The organism is Pseudobdellovibrionaceae bacterium, assembly GCA_020635075.1.
Classification (GTDB): domain Bacteria; phylum Bdellovibrionota; class Bdellovibrionia; order Bdellovibrionales; family UBA1609; genus JADZEO01.
In genome coordinates this window covers 296659-318636 of the sequence record JACKAM010000001.1, presented here as the reverse complement: position 1 = coordinate 318636, position 21978 = coordinate 296659, and the positions used below count along the sequence as shown (strand labels likewise).

General features: G+C 49.6%; 14 protein-coding genes. 2 read left to right on the top strand and 12 right to left on the bottom strand.

Going from position 1 to position 21978, the window contains the following annotated elements:
* Positions 1–3 precede the first annotated feature (3 nt).
* Positions 4–657: a translation initiation factor IF-3 gene (locus H6624_01235; protein MCB9082932.1), complete on the bottom strand. Its 654-nt coding sequence runs from the start codon at positions 655–657 to the stop codon at positions 4–6.
* A gap of 43 nt (positions 658–700) precedes the next feature.
* Positions 701–2650 carry a threonine--tRNA ligase gene (thrS, locus tag H6624_01230; protein MCB9082931.1) on the bottom strand — a complete coding sequence of 650 codons (1950 nt, stop codon included), beginning with the start codon at positions 2648–2650 and terminating at the stop codon, positions 701–703.
* Positions 2651–2957: 307 nt separating this feature from the next.
* On the opposite strand from thrS, the gene H6624_01225 reads away from it, so the two are divergent.
* The gene (locus H6624_01225; protein ID MCB9082930.1) at positions 2958–3362 is read left to right on the top strand and encodes a hypothetical protein; all 405 of its coding nucleotides are present in this window, start codon (positions 2958–2960) and stop codon (positions 3360–3362) included.
* Between the two features lie 140 nt (positions 3363–3502).
* Complete coding sequence (locus tag H6624_01220; GenBank protein MCB9082929.1) at positions 3503–4885, top strand: hypothetical protein; 1383 nt, start codon at positions 3503–3505, stop codon at positions 4883–4885.
* Positions 4886–5018: 133 nt separating this feature from the next.
* On the opposite strand, the gene H6624_01215 is transcribed toward H6624_01220, so the two are convergent.
* From H6624_01215 to H6624_01170, 10 genes are all read right to left on the bottom strand, one after another.
* Complete coding sequence (locus H6624_01215; protein ID MCB9082928.1) at positions 5019–5621, bottom strand: hypothetical protein; 603 nt, start codon at positions 5619–5621, stop codon at positions 5019–5021.
* Positions 5614–6201, bottom strand: coding sequence for a hypothetical protein (locus H6624_01210; GenBank protein MCB9082927.1), 588 nt, complete (start codon positions 6199–6201; stop codon positions 5614–5616). The genes H6624_01215 and H6624_01210 overlap by 8 nt, the downstream gene beginning before the upstream one ends.
* Positions 6198–7331 (bottom strand): hypothetical protein, encoded by a 1134-nt coding sequence (locus tag H6624_01205; protein ID MCB9082926.1) that lies wholly within the window; start codon positions 7329–7331, stop codon positions 6198–6200. Before H6624_01205 ends, H6624_01210 begins: the two co-directional genes overlap by 4 nt.
* 435 nt (positions 7332–7766) lie before the next feature.
* Positions 7767–8525, bottom strand: coding sequence for a hypothetical protein (locus H6624_01200; GenBank protein MCB9082925.1), 759 nt, complete (start codon positions 8523–8525; stop codon positions 7767–7769).
* On the bottom strand, positions 8522–14152 hold the full coding sequence (locus H6624_01195; protein MCB9082924.1) for a PKD domain-containing protein: 5631 nt from the start codon (positions 14150–14152) through the stop codon (positions 8522–8524). Before H6624_01195 ends, H6624_01200 begins: the two co-directional genes overlap by 4 nt.
* 1034 nt (positions 14153–15186) lie before the next feature.
* Positions 15187–16386 (bottom strand): molybdopterin oxidoreductase, encoded by a 1200-nt coding sequence (locus H6624_01190; GenBank protein ID MCB9082923.1) that lies wholly within the window; start codon positions 16384–16386, stop codon positions 15187–15189.
* 25 nt (positions 16387–16411) lie between these two features.
* Positions 16412–16975, bottom strand: a complete 564-nt coding sequence (locus tag H6624_01185; protein ID MCB9082922.1) for a cytochrome c — start codon at positions 16973–16975, stop codon at positions 16412–16414.
* Positions 16976–17533, bottom strand: a complete 558-nt coding sequence (locus H6624_01180) for a DUF3341 domain-containing protein (GenBank protein MCB9082921.1) — start codon at positions 17531–17533, stop codon at positions 16976–16978.
* Complete coding sequence (gene nrfD / locus H6624_01175; protein ID MCB9082920.1) at positions 17526–18911, bottom strand: polysulfide reductase NrfD; 1386 nt, start codon at positions 18909–18911, stop codon at positions 17526–17528. The genes H6624_01180 and nrfD overlap by 8 nt, the downstream gene beginning before the upstream one ends.
* Positions 18884–21961, bottom strand: coding sequence for a TAT-variant-translocated molybdopterin oxidoreductase (locus H6624_01170; GenBank protein MCB9082919.1), 3078 nt, complete (start codon positions 21959–21961; stop codon positions 18884–18886). The genes nrfD and H6624_01170 overlap by 28 nt, the downstream gene beginning before the upstream one ends.
* Positions 21962–21978 lie beyond the last annotated feature (17 nt).

The window sequence follows — 21978 nt, the reverse complement described above, 5'->3', positions numbered from 1 at the left end:
AAATTAGGACTCTGTCGCCTCAGCCTGCTTGGCCTCTTCTGCGGCCGCCTTTTTAGCCTCGGCCTTTGCTTCCGGGTGAGCTTTTTCGTATTCCTTAATCTTCACCGGGTCTGGAGCCAGCAGTACAAACATCTGTCTGCCTTCTTTTTTGGGTGGAGTTTCCGGATTGGCAATATCTCCCAAGGAAGCTGAAATTTTGTTCAGCAACTCCAGTCCCAGCTCCTGGTGAGCCATTTCTCGGCCATGAAAGCGCAAGTTCACTTTTACTTTGTCGCCTTCTAGAAGAAATCGACGGGCATGTTTTAACTTGGTGTCTAAGTCGTGCTGATCGGTTCGCGGTCGAACCTGGATCTCTTTAATGGTAATGATGGTTTGCTTTTTACGAGCGACCTTTTCTTTTTTCTTGGACTCGTACTTCCATTTACCATAATCAATGATCTTACAAGTGGGAGGTTTGGCATTGGGAGCAATCTCGATCAAATCCATGCCTCGGGTCTCTGCCAGCCTGAGCGCATCACCAATTGCAAAAACACCTGCCATCTTGCCATCACTGTCAATGACTCTCACTTCGGATGCTGTAATATCATCATTGACTCGATATCCATCACCCTTATCCGACTTACCACCGCGGCCTTTGCCACCTTTAAACGGACGAATAGCTCTCCTCCTGGTTAGGTTAATTTCTCTCCCAAGTCCGGAATCACTCCGGCTTGGCTTCCAGCCATGGGCTGGTCAGTTGCCGTTCTTTTACTTCTCTACAAACGAAATCAACAAATTCACGACGGGGAAGACCATTCTTCATTTCCCCGTTGCGGAGACGCACACTCACGGTCTTCGCCTCCAACTCCTTATCCCCGATAATCAACATATAGGGTGTTTTCTGCATTTGGGCTTCACGAATCTTAAAGCCCAACTTCTCTGAGCGATCATCAAAGTGAACTCTTAAGCCCTCAGCGGCCAATTCCTGGGCCAAACTCTGGCAATAGGGGGCCTGGCGATCAGTCACATTAAGAACCGCCACCTGCACTGGAGACATCCAGGTCGGCAGATGACCGGCCGTATGCTCCAAATAGACGCCAATAAATCGCTCCAAAGAACCCAAAATCGCTCGGTGTAACATCACCGGACGGTGTTCTTTGTTGTCCTCACCGACAAATCCCAAATCAAAAGCCTCAGGCATATTAAAGTCACACTGGAGAGTTCCCAACTGCCAGGGGCGCTTCAAGGCATCGACAAACATAATGTCGAGCTTGGGACCATAAAAGGCCCCATCACCTGGATTGACCTTATAAGGTAGGTTCAGCTCCTTGAGTGCATTTCCCAAGGCCCCTTCGGCCTGGTCCCAGACCTCGTCACTGCCCATGCGTTTTTCAGGACGTGTGGAAAGATAAATTTGATACTCGGTCAATCCCAGCTGCTGATACACCTCAGCCAAAAACTGCATGAACTGACTGATTTCCTTTTGCAAATCACCTAAGTCACAAAAAATATGGGCATCGTCCTGGCAAAAGGTTCTCACCCGAGTCAGACCGTGCATCACCCCACTGCGTTCATAGCGGTGAAGGCGACCAAAATCAGCCACCCGATAGGGAAGATCCCGATAGCTCTTTCTCTCGGCCGCATACAACAAACAATGACCAGGGCAGTTCATGGGCTTCACCGAGAAATCCCTCTCGTCGATCTTGGTAAAGTACATGTTCTCCCGGTAGTTCTCGTAGTGGCCTGACTGATGGTAGAGATCCACATCAAAAATCTGGGGAGTGATGACTTCCTGATAACCATACTGGCGGTATTTCTCGCGAATATAAGTCTGAAGCTCGTTATATATTGTTGTTCCCTTGGGAGTGAAAAAAGGACCACCTGGTGTCAGTTGATGAAAGACGAAGAGTCCCAGCTCTTTACCCAGCTTGCGGTGGTCGCGTTTTTTCGCTTCTTCCAAGTTGTGAAGATGCTGCTTCAGTTCCTTTTTATCATTAAAAGCGGTCGCATAAATGCGCTGAAGTTGATCCCTGGTCTCATCCCCGCGCCAATAGGCACCGGCCACGGACAATAGCTTCACCGCTTTGATCTGACCCAGACTTTGCACGTGAGGGCCGCGGCACAAATCAAACCACTCGCCCTGCTTGTAGACGGTCACACTCTCGGCACCCAGATCCCTGATGAGTTCCACCTTGAAGCGCTCACCCATTTTCTCAAAGGTGGCGATGGCCTCTTTGGCTGACCACTCCTCACGCTCCACCTTGGCGTTGCGCTTGAGAATCTCTTCCATCTTCTTTTCGATTTGCTCCAGCATCTCCGGTGTGAAGTTCTTGTCGGTATCAAAATCGTAATAGAAACCGTTTTCAATCACTGGGCCGATGGTGACTTTCACCTCGGGCCACAACTCTTGAACCGCCTGGGCCATCAGGTGAGCGGCGGAGTGACGAATCACTTCCAAGGACTCAGGCATTTGCAGAGTCACGATTTTCAGTCTGTCCTGGTCCTTCAACTGGCGGCGCAGGTCGGCCACATCAGTCTCATCGTTGACCAGTCCACCGACCGTGTCTTTGGCCAGGCGCGAGCCAATGCTTTCAGCCACCTCAAGGATGCTAGGCTCGTGGTCAAATTCTCTGGTTGAATTGTCGGGCAGGACGATACGAATTGAAGACATCAGAAGGTAAGAGTGACGGTCGTCGTAGAAACAGAATTTTGTTCAATCATCATATATTTCGCTTTTTGTATGCCCGACAAAAAGTCCTCGTAATTGAGGAAACTTAGCTTCCTAGAATAGTGTAACTCAGGAGAAATTGGAAGCCCCCTCCTCAGGTTCCCGGTTCTTTTTTGGGGAACCGAGCACCATTTTGGGGCCAAAAATGCCCAAATTACCGGATCCACCACCCAAAAAAGAACCGGGAACCTCCCGTATTCACCCAATCTTCAGGATTTAACCAGGCCTGGATCTTGCTCCCTGCCACGGCATGGTTAACTCCCTTTTCAAAGCTTTGCTTCTCGGGGCCCTCGTCGGACCCCTTTATTCTGCTCAGGCCACGACATGTCGTCAGGAAACCCTGGCCCTGGCAACTCCCACTAGGTCCTTTCCTCGCATCAAAGCGCGCGTTCTGGAAATGACCTCCTGGCTCAGCGACCGAAGCGGAACCAGCCTGGAAAATGCCTACAAAAGAGTCTTTGAGGAGGTTCTAGAAACCTTTGAAAAGGCTTTCTTAAAAAGCGAAGAGCAAGCCGCCATCATCCTCGCCCATCGAATCATCACCAACCGTGAGGCCACGACCGGTGATCTGATCGAAGCCCGCCTTACCCTTGAGGCTGCAGGCTTCTCTCCCGCCCAGGCCTTTACCCTCCTCCACCTTTGGCGCCCAGGATAAAATGAAAGTAATCCATTAGATACAGGCACTTACCATCTCTCTTTTACGCGAACAATATGTCAGTTTTAATCTGTCCGACCAGAGGTACACTGAAGACTGGACTTGAGGGTCCAATTCGCACGGAACCAAAGGGGGGGATCATGATTGCACAGTTTATTGATTACGTTGGTGTTTGCCTGTTTCTTATCACCGTAAGCTTGGGAGCTTATGGTCAGGAATTAGATGGGTGCTTGGAGATTGAAGAAAACCAGGGGTTTGTGTGTCCAGGAAATCCAGCCAACTCAGCTGGAGAATTCATTGTTCAGGCAGGTAACTCAACTGGCGGAGTAGAAATCCGGCAGGGAACCTGGCTGGATTCTATTTTGGGCAGTGACAAGCTGTTTGCCGTACCAAAGGGATATGAGGTTGTTGCCCAATCCATTTCTCCAAACGGCAGAATTGTGTTGTTGACCGTCAGCAAGCCTTCATGTCCAACCTCTGGCGCGGAGGGGCGTTTATGTAACCACGGGCGGAATGCCCTATTTGCTGCGACCTACGTAGAACAGAAAATAAGTCCCGATTTTCCCGGATACTACCAGGTCATTAACTGGAGTCGGGTGTTTGGCTACAACTCCCACGTGGTTGGCTGGCATTCATGGTTCAATCAAACAGAAGTGTTATTCAATGGGCTCACCAAACCCGAAGGAGAACCTTTACTAGAACCAGGCAAACCGAAGGTCGGTTTTGCCTATCGCGCTCGCTTTGTCGCCGACCCCAAGCAGGGCCTTGTGTCCTCCTCAGTAAAACTGTGGGATCAGGGTGGTGTTAACTCCGAATATTGTTTTGTGGGAAGAATGCATGTTTCTCGTCCTAGCACCTTTCAGACCTCATGTGAGATTGGCCAAAAGGTCGCCATCACTCGACGATGTGAAGATGAGCCGATTAATCCGGAAAATTATTCTTGGTACAACACCAGGAATATGGATGGAACCGGGGGATACTGCATTGAACCTGGTGGAAAGGTTGGCCCATCAGAACTTGTTCCCGTGTTTAAGGTCTATGTTGTGGATCTAGACGAGAACTGCCAGCCGATCAACTTTGACCGTGATCGGCCCGTTGGAACCCCGAAGTATACTGGGCGCTATCGTCACATGGGTTGGAATGCCGAGTGGGGGCAGGGACAGTCCGTCATTACCAAGGACGGAGGCCATCTGGCCTACTGGGTAAAACAGAGCCAAAGAGAATCTGACCCAATGAACAATTGTGCCGGGTTTGAAACCGAATATGGAGAGGGAGTCGGAAATGGGGCCGACCGAATTGAAATCTGCTCCCTGGATGCCAATAATCAGTGCTTGAATGTTGGTGAAGCTCCGGAACCCAATAATCCTTATGACGTCCAAGGTGGAGCTTACTTTTTTCAACAATTGGGAAAAAGTCCGGGCCTCTTCTATGTCGAGACAACTGGCATGAAGCTCCTCGACCTCTCAGATGGACAAGTGAATACCGTTCTGACTAATGGATTTGGCGGGTATCCAATGCGGTAGGTGCACCTTTAATGTTCCCGGTTCTTTTTCCGATACACGCAGTGTCGATTTGAACGAGACAGCTTTTGGCCATTCAAATCGACACTGCGTGTATCGGAAAAAGAACCGGGAACATCAAAATAGGACCGAGGCCTCACTTGAGCTTGGGCACTCCACCCTCAAAGACAATGACTTGGCCTTTTTTGAGGAATGGGTAAAGGTCGATTCCTCCCCATGAGCTGTCGACCAGGGCTTCGACCTTTTTTGCACCCACAAGATAATTTTCGTTCCAGTAGACCTTCAAATCCCCCTCTACCAAAAGCCCATACAGGTAGCTGTCGGTTGTGACCACGAACTCCAAAGGGGTTCCATAGGACTCCGAAAACAATACCGGGTGGCCCTTTGATATTTTTAGATTATAAATGAGAATACCTTTTTTATCTTTAGGATGGGCCTCTGCTCGAACCAGGACGCCTTTCCTAAACGTGAGTTTGGTTCTCCAGGGAAATTTGTAATTTCCCAAAAAACTAAAGTCCCTGCTTTTGACCTCAGCAATGAGCTCACCCACTTTGTTAGGGCCGCTAACGACCTTCAAATCCTCCAACCGCCAGCCACAATGGGAATAGGAATCAAAGTAGCTGAAGAGAACCTTTACATCATCCTTCTCTTTACTCTTCAGCTCCTCGGTAGAGGCACGACATCCAATAGCGAAGGCGACTGCCAAAACCAGAAGAAATGAACCATTCAACCTAATCATCCTGGCCACCATTCTTGTCTTTGTTGACTGTCATCTTAAGACCTCTGATCACAACATGAGCCGGACCCACTTTGCGCCCCATGATAACTGCCTCCTTGGACACATTGATCCTGACCTCCCCTAACCCATGGAAGACACCGTAGCCTTCAAACCAGACCTCGGAGCCCTTGGGGATGACTGATCCTTGAATAATAGTGTCCTCCGCCAAAACAAAATTTCTTGGTTGCCAAGCTCCTGATGCTTTAGGGCGAGAAAAAATAACTTGTTGAGCGGGGTCTACTGATACTTCCCAAAAAAACGAATTGCCACTTCGCTTTGCAGAAACAGCATGTAGAAATCCAGCATAAAACGCTAGAGAATCCTCTGGCGCTATCCTGTGAGGACCAATACTAAACAGCCTTGTCGCCAAAAAGTCCGTTTGGGTTTTAGGATCATCTCTCGGATCCAATTTAATCGGACAATAGATTGCGGAGCCAATGCTCTCTTGGTACTTTCCTAGTGACTCTGAGGCCGCTCCTATGGGCACGACAACACCTAAGGCAATCACAACTAAGATATTCACAGCAGCTAATTTCCTCACTCCCTAACCTCCACATCGATGTGCGAATAGTGAAAATTTTCTTTCCAGAACTTTACATTATCAAGACTGCAAAATGCATTGTCAATTTTGGCCGAATCGCTGGCAATCGAGCCAATACCACAAGTTTTTATCCAAACACCATCTTCCAGAATCCTAGAGCCATCTGGCCACAACCCATACTTTATTGCGTCACTAATCGCCAATTTGTTAATGACCACGTAGGGGGTTTGCGCGGAGTTACTTCCAGTATTCACAGTGCTTTTAAGGGCTGTCCAGTAATGGGATCCATCGGAAAATTTTATCGTCGCTCCAGCATCCAACTTGGCAATTCGATGAAAGGCTCGGCGATTTCCTACTACCCAATTCACGACTCTATCTACGGCGGCGCTCGGGTAAGTGGAGCAACCACTCGCTGACAAGCAAGACCTTTTATAGGTTAAGTATGCTCTGAAGTCATCGTACAAACCAACTGCATCAATCTTGGACTGGGCGTTAAGCCCAGCGATGGTGGGGAAAAGAGTGGCACAGTTGGGAGTCGTTGCCGGGGGTTTAGGAGGCTGGCATTGCGATGTGTACAGTGGCGTCCGAGTACCAAAGGTTCTCATGTCTACAGTGAGACCGTTTCTATGCCCCTCATGAGGGGGGAGTTTATTTCCATAGGGTGCCGATGCATCGTTGAAGAGCACTATCCCGTCATAGGACAAATTTGGATCCTCTTTTAGCTTTTTGACAAACTTCATTAGCTTCACTCGCCCATGAAGGGCCACCGACTTCCCATAGAACAACTCATTTTCAACTGAGGAAATATTGTAGAGGATGTCTTTTCCGTCATACATGTGCTGAACAGGCAGGATGTCAGTAAGGATGAACGGATTTCTTTTTCCATTTTCGACTCTATAGCCGTAGGCGGTAAATACTAGCTGTCCAGTATCCTCAGTTGGATTAAGATGATTGAGCAAAGATGTGTTTTCAACAATCGTCGGATCAAGAGACAAGACTGCTCGATGCCTTCCCGTATATGGAACACCCCCTATACTTAGCCAAGAGGGTTTTCCCGATGCCACTAGAAGGGATGTACCGCCTCCGACCCAGGTCGATTCCACTCTTTCGACGACCGCACCTGACTCCACCCCTACTGAAACTCTGATCGGAAGACGATGAAACGCCTCAGCTACTCCTGCGGAGGTTGCACCCTTAATGGGTAGAGTGACCGTCACCTTTTAGTATTGTACTGCAATACCAAAAAGTGACGGTCACCTTACTACTTTTTGGGCATCGCTATACGACCAGTTGTACCTTTGCGAAATAGTCGTCATCATATCTGTAATGTGATCCTCAATGCCATCGGAGGCCAAAAGCTCTGAATAAAGAACGTCCTTCTTTTTGGCATTCCCGGTATTCGTCGAGTGATCTTCCCTGAGGGGCAGATCAAATTCCAATAGATCGTGGCTTTCATTCCCAACAAAAACCCGAACGCTGGGTAGAGTTGGGGGGTAGAGTGACCGTCACTTTTTGGTATTGCAGTACAAAACCAAAAAGTGACGGTCACCTTACTAATGGCGTGCCTAGTGACCGATTTCTAGATCCGATTTTTTATTCCGCCGTTCTTTTTCCTTCTGAACGTCGTAGGAATGCCAAGTAACAACTTCACACGGCCATTCACCACCTTTCGGAGGAATTCCATCCTTTGTGCCGAAAAAGTAATGTTCTCCTGATTTAACGGCTCGCCCTCTGATTACTGTATCCTTGCCCAAAACCAGACATCCTAGATCATTCCATGTCTGATTTTGACTCGTCTTTTTCGATTTAAACGCCACTTTCGACCCACCCGGGATCTTCACCCCATTGATCTCCGAGTCCTCACAAAGCTTGATCTCAAAGATCTCCAGCGTCTGGGCGTGCTGACCCAGTCGACATACTTTAACCCCATTCACCTTAAGCTGGATGCCTGGCTTAAGGTAGATTCTAAACAGATTATTTCTACCAATTACATGTGCTCCTGCCGGATAGTCGTTTCCTCCAAAGGACATATCTCTGGTTGCCATGACTTCAATGTTCAATCCATCAATCTTGCTTTTCCAAAGTGTCCGGATAAACAAATGGTTAACATCTACCCCGGAAAAAAAGGGAATTTTTGAAATTTCAGGCAAATCCGATTCCCGAACTTGCCTATCTTCGAGCATAAAGTCGGGAACAACAAAGCCACTTCTTTTGTCTCCTGTTTCAGACTTTCCGTCTGCCTGGCTAGGCAAAGTTGTGGTGCTTATGACTAAAACCCAAATCAATAAGCATTTTCGAAACATCGATTGAATACTGAATATCACCACACACCTCCAATATGGATGTGGTGATAATGCCCCTGCAATAGCTTTGTTCTATACGTCGGAGAATTTGATCCCTCTGGAGTAAGATCGCATGATATCGTAGGATCTTGAGAATTTACACTGCAGGAACCGATTTCCACAAGTCCTCCGCTCGACGAACTTTCGTACACCTTCTTGCCGTCAACGGTTCCGTTTAATACCAAATACTGCTGCCATCTCTTTCTGTTAGGATTTGGATTCTCAGTTGTTCCTACTGGACCCGGAGAAAAAATGATATAGAGCCCGTCAAAATGATCCAATACCTGAGTCCACTTCCGCCTATTATACTTCGTCCATCTCGCAAGTCTCAACATCGCATTCAAATTCCTTTGCGCCTTCGCCTTCTTTGCAGCCAAAGTCCCAGTTCCCGTATCCGATGCAGCCATCGCATCGGCACAGGTGCTCGAATCATCCAAACACTCTTGTTTTGCCGTCGCCGACAGGCCATTTAAGGCCGTCAAAAACTCCTTGGTATAATCCCAATCCAGTATCCGCCTAGCTGCGTGATCGATGTCATAGTAGTTTTTGAAGTTGCCGTAGCTATTACAGGCCGTTACATCGCTCCCCTCAAACGCGCTGCAATCCTGGTCGGAGAAATATCGCATATCAATATGATTTCCGTCTCGATGGGACTCGTGGCCCTGATCTTCGTTCGCCAAGTTGACCAAAAACCGACCCCCAAACGGCAAAGCCCCATCATTGCAAAGTGTCTCCACCCCGAGATCATTGGTCAAATAATGGGCTACCTTGGCCATTTTCGAACTCACATAACTACTCATACTGATACTGTATTCCCCACTGCAGCCATTGGCCACGTAATTGTTGGCCGTGTTAACACTCCGGCGCAGATTAAATGACGTCCTGTAGGACCGAGTGATCGGTAGATCTGAAAACACCGTTTCTCCCCCAGGTGTCTGACCCATAAAATAGTAAAGGACACTTAACTTATCGATCTTATCGGCATTTGCAGGCGTCCAATTAAACTGATTCGATATGGGTATCATCACACTGTTCATCGACGTCGAATTCACAGAGCTGTCTGTTGTCAAGGCCGTCGTCGACCTCGCCTTACCCTGGGGCTCGGGGTATACCCCCGATTGAAGTGGTAGATCAAAATGAAGCATGGAGCTTGTCTCATTTCCGACATAGGCTCGCACTCCGGTCCATGTCACATGGTTCGAATTATATCTTGCGCGAACACGAAACCGAGGTACAAACCGCCCGCCTCGGTTTCGATAGGTGTTGGAAGCGGCCGCCGACTGGTCGATGTCCAGAGGGAACAGGCCTTCACTCCCGCTCTCAAGTCTTGCCCCATCTTCCATTGGATTGTAGGTGCCCGCATCAGTTGTAAGTGGCGGTGAAGTTGAAAGTTCTGTTAACTCAATGGCACTACTTCTAGGCGTCACGACGACACAATTCATGCGATCAAACAGTTCGGGCTGAGAATCCCCAAGGGGTCGATGTCGTTGAACAAGAAAGGTAACGAATCCTCCGTTGCTAGAATAAGTCTCCTTTGGAACCGGTACGTCAAATGTAAAATTGACTCCGTAATTTGGAACCAAATCAAAGTCAATCTTGTTGGGATCACCAAAGTCATAGGGGAGGCCGATTCGAGAAAGGGCAACGCCATCATCTTGATCTGCCTCATTTGTCACCCAGTTGTTGAATGAAAACTGTTTCACCACTGCCTTGTTTGAAACATAGTACTGATGATTTCGCCCAAACCACATCGAGAGTTTGTGTCTGTGACCTCCACGTTGAGCCCTCCATGTATTTGAACTCGCTGTCTCACTTTTCCATCTTTTTTTACACTCCTGCAGTGCTTCCCCAATTGCGCAGCAATCTTGCGAAACCGTGGTGGCATACCAGGAATAGTAGGCATTTAGAATCCGCCAGGACTGAACGTTGCAAGAGACCTTGATCGATTTCTGACCAACGGAAATCCAGGAATATGAAGCCCCGCCGTAATTGCTTGAGGACACCGGCGAGAGGTCATAGGCAGGATTGCCTTTAGGTCCAGCTTCTCTAAGAACTCCAGAAAATGGCGCAAGCTCCGCGTATGGATCAAATGTGCATTTCCTTGCCCATCCAGGTCTGTACTCATACCCTTTCTCGGGAAGAAAGGGTTCTGGCACCAAGTTCTGGGTAGTGACGGCAGCGCTTTTCAAACTGGCAGTTTTAAGAGTGACCCCGGAAGATTTGGGAAGTTCAAATGGCTCAGGAAATCCTGGAGTTCTAGCCTCCAGGTCAGCTATCGAAGTCGGCGGTAGGTTGGTGGGAATCTCAGGTTCAGCGGCCATCGATGTAGTCCGTGCGGAAAGACCATTTACTGTCTGCTGCTGCACGACCTGACCACTTGGCGAGTAGGGATTCTGAATGGCCGCGACCTGAGTTGAGGCTTCCGAGTAGGGATTGGGCACCAGAAACTCACCCCAAAAAGATTGACCATCCTCGGAAATCGCACGCACGTTGTAGCCCCCGGGAGGAAGAAACTCTAGGGTTACGGTGCCCGTTACTTGAGGCAAGGTCTTCAGATACTTAAAATTCCCTTCGTCCACTTCCAGGGTGTAAATCCCTTCCGGGAGATGGACAACTCCCCTTGCTGTCCCAAAGTAAAATTCTTGAGAAGACCCGTTCAACCCCACGCTACTGTCAAAGCTCTGACCGCGAATTTCAATGGCATAGGCCCATCTTAAGTTGGGAACTCGCTGCAGCAGGTCCTGCACATTAATTTCAAGGTAGCTTCCCACGGATTGAGTCAGATCAGTGATATCGACGGAGGATCTAACGAGCGAGGAATCTTCTCTGGCGACCAAAACCACTGATTCTCCTGAGTCCCCAAGGGAAGAGGAATAAGTCCCGTAGGGCACTGCGAAATTATTTCGGAGACTCAAGGTCTGGCTCGGACTGCCATCAATCGGTAACACCTTACCGTCTAGTTCATTGATAGAGTGGCAGGCCTCATCCCCTTCTTCTCGTAAACACCGGTAGTCGGCGACATCGATTTCAATTGTTGCGCTCGTTTGGGAAATCTGGCCAAGCTCATTCTCGATTTGCAGACTAACCGTGTAGATTCCCTCTTGGGTAAACTGGTGCTGGCCATAACCAGAGCTAGAGGTTCCACCGTCTGAAAAATCCCAGCGATATATTAATGAATTCCCGTCCCCATAGGTGCTCATCATTCCATCGTATTCAATAATCGCAGGAAGTTGGGTCACCTGCAGTACTTCGCCATTGCCAACAGTGCCGGAACTCCGATTGGCGAGATGCCTCAATTCAATATTCACCTCCGGCACCTGAGGTGGGGGAACTTCATTTTCCACACGGACTTGGACCTGATCCGTGCTAACGGCCCCGGCACTATCGGTTACGGCAAGAGAAATTGTAAAATCACCGACCTCACCAAAAGTGGAGACAAAGTATGGTCCCACCCAGGTCATGCCGTGTGTAGTTGTCCATCTGTACTCAATGATTTCCCCATCCGGATCATAGGAGTTATAGGCATCGACCTCCACCCGCAAAGGAGCAGTCCCCGTCGTAGGCGTTAACGCCACAATTTCGGCAACGGGAGGCTGATTGTCCGGTGGCGGCGGCTCACTAAGAACGCGAATTTCAGCCATATGGGTTGCGTAGTTTCCTGCTTGGTCAATAACTGTGAGGCTGGGGAAATACTGGCCGGGCTCCTGATAAGTATGGCTCTCATAGGGGCCACTGATGGATTTTTGTCCGTCTCCCCAGTTCCAAATCCACGTTGTCACCTGATCGTCACTGTCCCAAGTGTAACTACCGTTAAAACTAACTTCGACCGGAGCTTGGCCGACAAGCGGTGTGGCAATAAAAAGTGGCAAAGGCGGAGTGCCGGAATAGACATTGATTTCCGTTTCAAGCCGAGTAGTCAGATTTTCGGGATTTGTGAGCGAGAGAGTTATTTTGTAAAGGCCATTTCTCGTGTACGTGTGGCTTATGCTGTGAAGGTCTGATCCAAGGCCTGTCAAAACTGTGCCGTCTCCCAGATCCCATTTGAGGTTGAAATCAGCAACTTGATTAAGATCAAAGGTATCAAGCCAGATTTGAATCTCTTCATTGACCGATGGCGAGTAGTTATTGAGGGCAATCGCTACGGGTAGATCAGATGTGGTGTCCTGGACATTGATGGTTTTCTTGGTGAGATACCTTTGGCCTAGGACATCAAAGGTCGAGAGCTGAACTTCATAGGGGCCAGGACCTGGGTAAGTGTGGCTTTGGTTTCTTCCTCTGGCGTAGCTATTGTCCCCGTAAAACCAATGAAAATTGTGATATTCAATAGGAGCCGTTGTAAGGCCAACTGAGTTATCAAACCACAACTCTAGAGGATCTGAAGGGTTGGCCTGGGCCAAAAAATCTACCCCTGCAGGATCACTTGAAAGAACGTGGACCGTAAAGTGCTCAACTGAAGACTTTCCTTGAGAGTCCCTGACAGTGAGTCTTCCGTGGTAAGATCCTGGGTAGTTAAAGGTGTGGCTTGTCATTGCCCCTTGAGCAAAATCAACCGGATCATGCTCATCGCCAAAGGTCCATTCGATTTGGGAGATCTGATCACCTGGATTTATGTCAAATGACCGAGAGGCATCTAGTTGAACTGTAAATGGACTTGGTCCCATTAACCCCGATGAAATCAAAACAGGCGTCGGAGGTACGTTGCCACCGGTCTCACCCACAACAATCTGGGTCGTTACTTCACGCCGAGCCAGGAAGTGATCCCGGAGCCTGAGTCTGACAGTGTAAGTTCCTGGGGTTGAATAGGTGTGGCTGACAACCGCTTGATCAGTGCCAATCACTTCAGGTGAATTATCCCCAAAGCGCCATCGGTAACGAAATTCGTCGTTCTCCGGATCAAAGCTTTCTGAGGCATCAAATGTTACGGTCAGTGGTGCTGGGCCACTGGCATAATTGACAGCAATGTGGGGCACTGGAGGCTGATTTTGAACAATTTCAATTTGTCTTGAAGTCGAGGTTGAGAGCCCTGAGTCGTCAGTAATGGTGAGAGTGACCTGATAGACCCCGGTGTTTTGACAGTAGTGCTCCACACTGGCAAATAGATCGGTTTCGTGAGGATAAAGGGTCAGGATTTTACCTGTGCCAAAATCCCAGGTGTAACTCACGATCTGGCCCCCGTCTTGGTCTTCAATTGGCATCAAAGTGGAAAACAAAGCTTTTGTGGGCACATGATCCGTTGTGGTAACAAAAAAGATTCCACCTCCATCAGTGGGAGGCTTAGGTTTTGGCAGCACAGTAAACTCAATGGGGACTGAAGTCTGCGCCCCATCGTTGTCGGTAACCGTCACGGTCACCACATAAATCCCTGCCACTTGCCACGAGTGCTCGGCCACAAAGCCTGTGCTCGTTGTATTGTCCCCCCAGTCAAAGTGCACTTCAGTTACCAAACCATCAGGATCGGTTGAGGCCATAGCATCAAAGAGCACCACTTCGTCTTCAAGAGGCTGATCGGTACTCCAAGTGAGATTCAAAATCGGCGGCTGATTGGAGTTTTCGCCGTAAATGCTCACTTTGACGAAAGAGCCGGGAAAGCCTTTAAGCTTTAAAGACAATGTGGATGTATATTCTGTGAGGTCAATCGGGATTCGGACTTCTTGGATGGTGATGTTCAAACTGCCTGGCGTCAGGATCAGATGGTTATTGATCCACACATGGCCGGCGTGAACGCGGGTAAACAAAGTTTTAAATGCAGCAAGGCCTTGCTTTACTCGGCAAATAAGTGAAACAAGGCTTCGCTCTTTTGGGCAATCACCTAAATCAACAGGAACACCGTTTTCAATAACGAGGAGATACCCCCCCCCTGGCTAGATCGAGATTTAGAGTTTGAACGTGGGGCTTAAAGATGCGGCCATGAAAGGTCTCAGGGCCCCAGACGAGATTGAGTTCTTCAGTTATCTCTTGGCTGTTCGAATCATGTGGTGGTTGAACGACCGATGGGCCCTGTTTGTACCAGTGACCCATTTTTGCATTTGAAACTTGAGCGCTCAAAAGACCACAAGCCATGAGCACAAAAAAGGCTCTTAAAGAACGTGAAGTAAAACTCAACCAACGATTGCTACGACTCCAAGCCTTCTGATTTCCACAAGCCATGACTTCTCCCTTATTATCCCGTCAACGTGCCACTTTAAAACACGGGAAGTCGTTCTTATTTTGTGAAGACTTGATTCTAACCTAACAATCCTTGTTGACCTATCACCCGCCAAAACGAGGGTCGTGCAAATCAAGGACTTAGAGGTCAAATTCACCGCGCAAGACGCCGGCAAACCCGCTTGGGGTCTGGCCTTGAGATGAAAATAAAGTTTTTTATATGGGCGTTTCAATCCTGGAAAAGCCCTTGAGGAAATCACCCATTCGGACCGGTCAAAAGGGCCCGGATACAAGGCAGGCGGAGCATCGCTCAGGATGGTCAAATGGGTTCGATTGCGAGGCGCGTGGACCCCTTTCGATAGGAATCGCCCATTCGGGCTGATCAAAAGGGTTCAGATGCAAGGCGGATGGGCCCAAGCGAGAGGAGGCGTGCTAGCTGCACGTTGGAGCGAGATTGGGCCCATCTAACGCCGCAGATGAGCCCTTTTCATCAGCCCGACTAGTAGGTGACGTGGTGGTGAAGGGATTCACTGATCCTCGGATCCTTCACCGCCACCACTGAATGCTTGCTCAGGAAGCGAGCCACAGCAAACAGGAAGAGTCCGGCAAAGCCAAGGAACATGCCGATTTCAGGCAGTCCAAACTTCACTTCGTCATGATTGTAGACGGGATAAACCAACCAGTGAAGATCCACATACTGCATGATCAAGATCAAAACACTGACCGCTGCCAAATGAGTGGGCGTGCGCTTGGCCCAACGAGGCAATAGAGCCAGGAAGGGAACGATGAACTTGAAAATGATCAGAGCGATGGAAACGGTCAGCCAGCCACCATCCAAGCGGGGCAAAAAGAAGATCGTCTCTTCAGGCAAGTTGGCGTACCAAATCAGCATGTATTGAGAGAAAGCGATGTAAGCCCAGAACACGGTGAAGGCAAAAAGGAATTTACCCAAATCGTGAAGGTGGTTTTCATCCACATAGCCACGCAAAAGACCCTTCTTGCTCAAATAAAGGATCAATAAAATGGTGGCTGCCATAGTGGCCTGAAACAGGCCAGAGAAGGTGTACACTCCATAGATGGTACTGAACCAGTGAGGCTCAAGACTCATCAAGGAATCAAAGCTAAAGAAAGTATAAGACAAAGCAAAAACAGGCAAAAAGGCCACCGACCAGGGCACACATTTGTGAGTGAGATTCACATCACCGGAGGAGTCCTGCTTAGTAGAAGCGCCAACCAAAATACGAGAGAACAACACCCATGCGCCGAAGAAAACCAACACTCGGATCACAAAGAAAGGCATATTGAGGTAAGCCGCCTTATGTTGAAGAAGGGCGTCTTTGGCCACCACATCGGCATGAAGCCACTCGTAAAGGTGGGTTGAGCCGATGAGCAATACAATGGCACCGACAAAGGCAAAGGGCATAAAGGCGGTAAAGGATTCCACCAGTCGACGGATATTGACCGACCACCCAGCTTTGGTCACATGCTGAACCGCTGCGAAGAAAAGCCCACCCACAGCCAGAGAGACAAAGTAAAAGAAGCTTACCAGATAGGAGTGCCAGGCCCGTTCTTTATCAGTGATCAAGGTCACGACAAAGGCCGCCAGCCCCAGGAACATAAAGATCGAGTAGACGGTCTTCATCCGGTTGGATTGGGTGAATTTGACCGGGGTTAATTCTTTTGCACTATGTGCTGCCATGGAAATGCTCCTCTAAAATTCTCAATCAATTGGCGGACGAACGCTTCTGAAGAGTTCGCACGTAATTCACCACCGCCCAGCGGGCCTTTTCGTCTTGAATTTGAACCAGGTAACTTCCCATAGTTCCCTGTCCATCGGTGATAATGTGAAAAATCCGACCATCAGGAAAATTCTTAACCTTGTCAGAGACAAGTGCTGGCGGCTTCAAAATCATCTTTGGGGCGATCTGGCCATCACCCGCACCAGAGGGGCCATGGCAAAGTGCACAGTATATATCAAACTTCTTTTTGCCCAACTCCAGGGTCTCTTTGGAATAATCCACGCCCAGAGGGTTTTTCAGGTTTCTTCCCGCCTCTTCCGGCTCTCCCTTATATGCGTAAGGCTTGTAGCCGCGAGGCACGGTGTTTTCTGGGGGAACTCGCATGGCAAAATTGTCTTTGGTCTTAGGGTCCCAGTCCTGAAACTTTACCGATTCCTGGTCCATCATGGCCGTGACCAATTCAATATTGGTTTTGTTTTTACCCGCATTACAGGAAGTTAGAACCAGCGAGGCGATCACTGAGGAAATAACAATTGCGACCTGCTTCATTTAAAACTCCGTCCTTTTCACTTCTGCCGCGCCCAAGTCCCGGAAGAGCTTTTCAACCCGGTCTGAATCAAAACCATGGTCGTCTTCAGGTACAAAGAGAGCAAACTTGGAACAAGTCAGATCTGGATCGATGATGGGCGGGTCCACCTTGGGGAGACCGTTGACCAAGATCATGGCGGCCACTGAACTGAGGGCTGCCAATAAAATGGTACACTCAAAAATCACCGGAATAAACGCTGCGAGAGACCACATGGGCTTCCCACCGATATTCAACGCCCAATCTTGAGAGGACGTCCACCAGGTGAACCAGACCCCGAACAAACACCCTGTCAGGCCAAAAATAAAACATACCCATGGAATAAAGGAACGGGGGATGCCGATAGCGTCGTCGATTCCGTGTAAGGGAAAGGGACTGATTGCATCAAACTTTCTAAATCCGGCTTCGCGAACCTTAGCTGCTGCCTTCACCAGTTCATGTTCATCCAACCAGATCCCCGCCACACCAGGCTTTCCCTTGGCGCGAAAGGTGTTCAAGAGGGTTTCAGGAAGACTAGCCATGGTGACCTCCGTCGCGACCGACGCTCAATACTGGCTTAACCTCAGCAATGGCAATCGGCGGCAATGTACGCAGATAAATCAGGAACAAGGTGAAGAACATACCGAAAGAGCCAATCAGGGGGCCAAAGTCAAAGAATGTCATGTCGAACATGCCCCAGTTGGCCGGCAGAAAATCCCGGTGGAGTGATGTGACCACAATCACATAACGCTCAAACCACATACCGATGTTCACAAAGATGGACACAACAAACATGATTCCAATGGTGGTGCGGGCCTTCTTAAACCAGAACACCTGAGGAATGATCACGTTACAAGTGACCATGATCCAGTAGGCCCAACCGTAGGGACCAAAGGCGCGGTTGACGAAGACAAATCCCTCATAGGGAGAGCCTCCGTACCAGGCAATAAAGAACTCCATCCCGTAGGCATAACCAACCATCAGACCGGTACACATTATAATCTTACACATGGCTTCCATGTGGTCGATGGTAATGTAGTCCTTAAACACCGGCACCACATGACGAAGAAGAGTCATGAGTGTGACCACCATACCAAACCCGGAGAACACCGCACCCGCCACAAAGTAGGGAGGGAAAATCGTGGTGTGCCAACCCGGCAGACCGGCCACGGCAAAGTCAAAGGATACGATAGAGTGAACCGAGAGAACCAGAGGGGTGCTCAATCCGGCGAGAAGCATATAGACAATCTCGTAGTGATTCCACGCCCGGGCTGTACCCCGCCATCCAAGAGACAGTACACCGTAGATGGCTTTGCGCACTGGATGTTTTGCACGGTCACGAATGGTGGCCAAATCAGGCACCATTCCGACGTACCAGAAGACCATAGAGACCGTGGCGTATGTCGAAACCGCAAACACGTCCCAGAGCAGAGGTGAACGGAAGTTCACCCATAGTGGACCCCGTTGATTGGGGTAAGGCAAAAGCCAGTAACCCAGCCAGGGACGACCCGTGTGCAGAATGGGGAAAGTACCGGCCACCATCACAGCAAAGACAGTCATCGCTTCCGCAGTTCGGGCAATCGATGTTCGCCACTTCTGGCGAAACAAAAACAAAATTGCTGAGATCAAAGTTCCGGCATGACCAATACCGATCCAGAATACGAAGGTGATAATATCCGTTCCCCAGCCCACCGGGTGGTTCACACCCTGTAGTCCCATCCCCTTGAACACAATCGCACCCATGGTGACGATGTAGAGTAGGAACAAGACCTTAGCACTAAAGAGCAGCGCAAAGTACTGCTTGGGTGGGAACTTTTCCAGCAGATGGACAATGTCCTCTGTTATGGTTTTATACGTTTTTTCACCGAGAACTAATTGATTACGCTTCAACATTAGTGATGACCTTCCCCGTGATCTGATCCGCCTTTCAACTGATCAGTGTTGCGAATCCTGGTCTGATACCTCACAGCCGGAGCAGCCATAAACTCCTCAAGAAGGGCATAAGAGCGGCCATCTTGGAAGTGTTTGCTCACCTGGCTGTCAGGATCGTTCATGTCTCCAAATACAATCGCCTTAGTGGGGCAGGACTGCTGACAGGCCACCTGAACATCTTCGGCCTTAAACTCGCGACCATCGACCCTCGCCTGGTGCTTCGCCCCTTTGATTCGGTGAATACAGAAAGTGCACTTTTCCATCACCCCTCGCGCCCGCTGAGTGACCTCAGGGTTCAGAGCCAGGTGCATGGGTGCCTCAATCTTAGTGTAGTCAAACCAGTTAAAACGACGCACTTTATAGTAACAGTTATTGGCGCAGTACCTGGTTCCCACACAGCGGTTGTAGGTCATATCATTAATGCCTTCGCTGGTGTGAGTGGTGGCAGCGACGGGACAAACGGTTTCACAAGGAGCGTTGTCACAGTGCTGACAGGGAAGAGGCTGGTAAACCACGCCGGCGTCTTCTGGATCACCGGTAAAGTAACGATCCACCCTCAGCCAGTGCATCTCACGACCCTTCAACACATACTGCTTGCCAACGACCGGAATATTGTTTTCCGACTGACAGGCAATGATACAGGCTGAACAACCAGTGCATGCATTTTGGTCAATGGCCATTCCCCACTTGTGGCCCTTGTACTCATGGCCACTCCACATGGAGAAAATCTTGTGTTTATGAATGTTGGCCGCAGGATTCTCCATATATTGATCAAGAGTGGCTTCCACCACAATCTGACGGCCCTCCATGGAGTGGTGACCTTGAACGTTGGCCAAATCAATATGCTTGTCGGTCTTCTGCATTTTAGCATCAAGGCCGGCGTAGACAACTCCGCCACTACCGTAAGAAGCCAAGTCATAGGCATTCACGCCCACACCGTTGGCCACCTTCCCAGCTTTGGAGCGACCGTAGCCAACTGCCAAGCCCAAAACACCATCAGCCTGACCCGGCTGAATGTGCACAGGAGCTTCGACGGTTTTGTTACCAACCGTGACTTTGACCACATCACCTTCATGAAGTTTTTGATTGCGAGCATCTTTGGGCGACACACACAGGTAATTGTCCCAACAGATTTTGGTCACCGGGTCAGGGAATTCCTGAAGCCAAGAGACGTTGGCCAGTGACCCATCCAACAATCCAACCGTGGGGTAAAGTACCAATTCAAATTCAGCTGCCGCTCGATCGGATTTGGCCGCCGCCTTCAATGCGCGGGTGTCAAAACTCCGTGCGGAATGGCTCTGGCTTCCAGAGGTTGTGTCGAACACACCCTGTTGCAGAACCTCGTACCAAAAGCTCTCAAAGTCCTCACGACCAATTCCTGTTCCACGATTTTGAGCGTGGATGGAGTTCTTCCAATAAGCTCGCACATACTCGTACCAGTTACTGGCGCCCTGGAAGGAGGCCCAACCTGCGGCTTTACCCCAGGCCATCAAGCTATCGCCCAAAGAGCGGGTGTCGTTCAGAGGTTGAATGGTGGGCTGCTGAATGCTGTACACTCCGCTCACCACTTCCATGTCGTTCCAGTCTTCCATTTCATGATGAGAGGTGGCCACATACTTGGCTAAGGCACCAGTTTCATCAATGCGATCACCAATATAGATGCCAGTGGCCTTACTCATGGCTGCCGCAAAGCCAGCTGCGCCGGCTGCGTAACCAGGATTGACACCGGCGATGATGACAGTCTTCACCCGACCGGATTCCATGTCTTGAACCAAGCTGGTCAGATCAGAAGAAGTTCCCTTATATCCAGTGTAGGTCCAACCGCGAGCATTGATGGTTTGCCCATCGTTTTCAAGAACAGTATTTAAGAAGTTCACCGCCGCCTGAAGTCCCTGTGCCTGAGCGGTTTGTCCTGTCATTCCGCCGGCCATAACCAGTGACTGGCCTTTGTAAGCCCACAAATCGCTGGCCACACGAGTGAAAACTTTGGGGTCAATCCCCAAGCGTCCAGCCACATCTGCGTAGTTTGAAAGCACGGATGTCACAGATGAATCATTGGCATAACGAGAGACTTTAGAACCAACAATGAGTTCATGGAGAATACCCATGACCACATCCACTTGCTGGCTGGGGCGAATGCGGTATCTCTCGTCAGCATTGGAACCTGTCAAAGACATCAGGGATTCAAACACCACCAGCTTATTCATGTCCTTGCCGGGCTTACGGCCCTGGCCAAAATGACGGTTGAACTCAACCGGCTGGAGGTAAGTTCCCAAGAAGTCGGCATCAACAGATAAGATGTACTTGGCTTTGTCCAAGCGCAGGTGAGGCAGAACCGATTGACCGTAGCAGTCTTGCTGCCCCTGGCGGTTGGCTTCAAGGCTCATCGGGTCCCAAACATAGTGTTTTGCACCACTGCCGCGGACAAACTCATTGACCACTGATTTGGTCGAAGGCGAAAGCAAAGATCCTGTGAGAACGGCAACTCCACCCTGCTTAAGGGCTGCCACCACTTCTTCATCTAGTTTTTCCCAAGTGAGTGCAGCTCCCTTGCCGCCGTCCACTTTCATCGGGCCGGTGCCACGCTCAGGGTCATACAGAGCCAGCAAGTGGGCGTGGGCGCGGGCCGACATGGCACCACCATTAACAGGATGGTCCACATTTCCTTCGGCCTTGATCGGACGACCTTCGCGAGTGGCCACCACCAATCCAAAACCCATTCCCGCATCAACGAAAGATGATGAATAATAATTGATCCTTCCCGGAACAATCTCAGCCGGGCGCTTCACATAGGGCACAATTTTCTGTGCGGGACGACGGAGACAACCAAATGTGCTGAGAGCCATGCTGGCACCCATTAACTTCAGGAACTCACGCCTTGCCCATCCGCCCTGGCCACTGTTTTCAGCCAGTGGGCTTGATTGGAACTCATCTTTTGCTTGTTGTAAAAACTCCGGGTCCTGCCGCCACTGATCTAGGCTCAGCCAATATTTCGGAGACCCTTTGTGTTCAGATCCAGTCTTCTTCGTATCGCTCATTTCTTCCAGGCTCCCAA

What these genes read in the sequence shown, in the direction of transcription:
- thrS (MCB9082931.1), bottom strand. Translation starts at nt 2,650, where the DNA reads ATGTCTTCAATTCGTATCGTCCTGCCCGACAATTCAACCAGAGAATTT.
- H6624_01225 (MCB9082930.1), top strand. Translation starts at nt 2,958, where the DNA reads ATGGTTAACTCCCTTTTCAAAGCTTTGCTTCTCGGGGCCCTCGTCGGA.
- H6624_01220 (MCB9082929.1), top strand. Translation starts at nt 3,503, where the DNA reads ATGATTGCACAGTTTATTGATTACGTTGGTGTTTGCCTGTTTCTTATC.
- H6624_01215 (MCB9082928.1), bottom strand. Translation starts at nt 5,621, where the DNA reads ATGATTAGGTTGAATGGTTCATTTCTTCTGGTTTTGGCAGTCGCCTTC.
- H6624_01190 (MCB9082923.1), bottom strand. Translation starts at nt 16,386, where the DNA reads ATGGCAGCACATAGTGCAAAAGAATTAACCCCGGTCAAATTCACCCAA.
- H6624_01185 (MCB9082922.1), bottom strand. Translation starts at nt 16,975, where the DNA reads ATGAAGCAGGTCGCAATTGTTATTTCCTCAGTGATCGCCTCGCTGGTT.
- H6624_01180 (MCB9082921.1), bottom strand. Translation starts at nt 17,533, where the DNA reads ATGGCTAGTCTTCCTGAAACCCTCTTGAACACCTTTCGCGCCAAGGGA.
- H6624_01170 (MCB9082919.1), bottom strand. Translation starts at nt 21,961, where the DNA reads ATGAGCGATACGAAGAAGACTGGATCTGAACACAAAGGGTCTCCGAAA.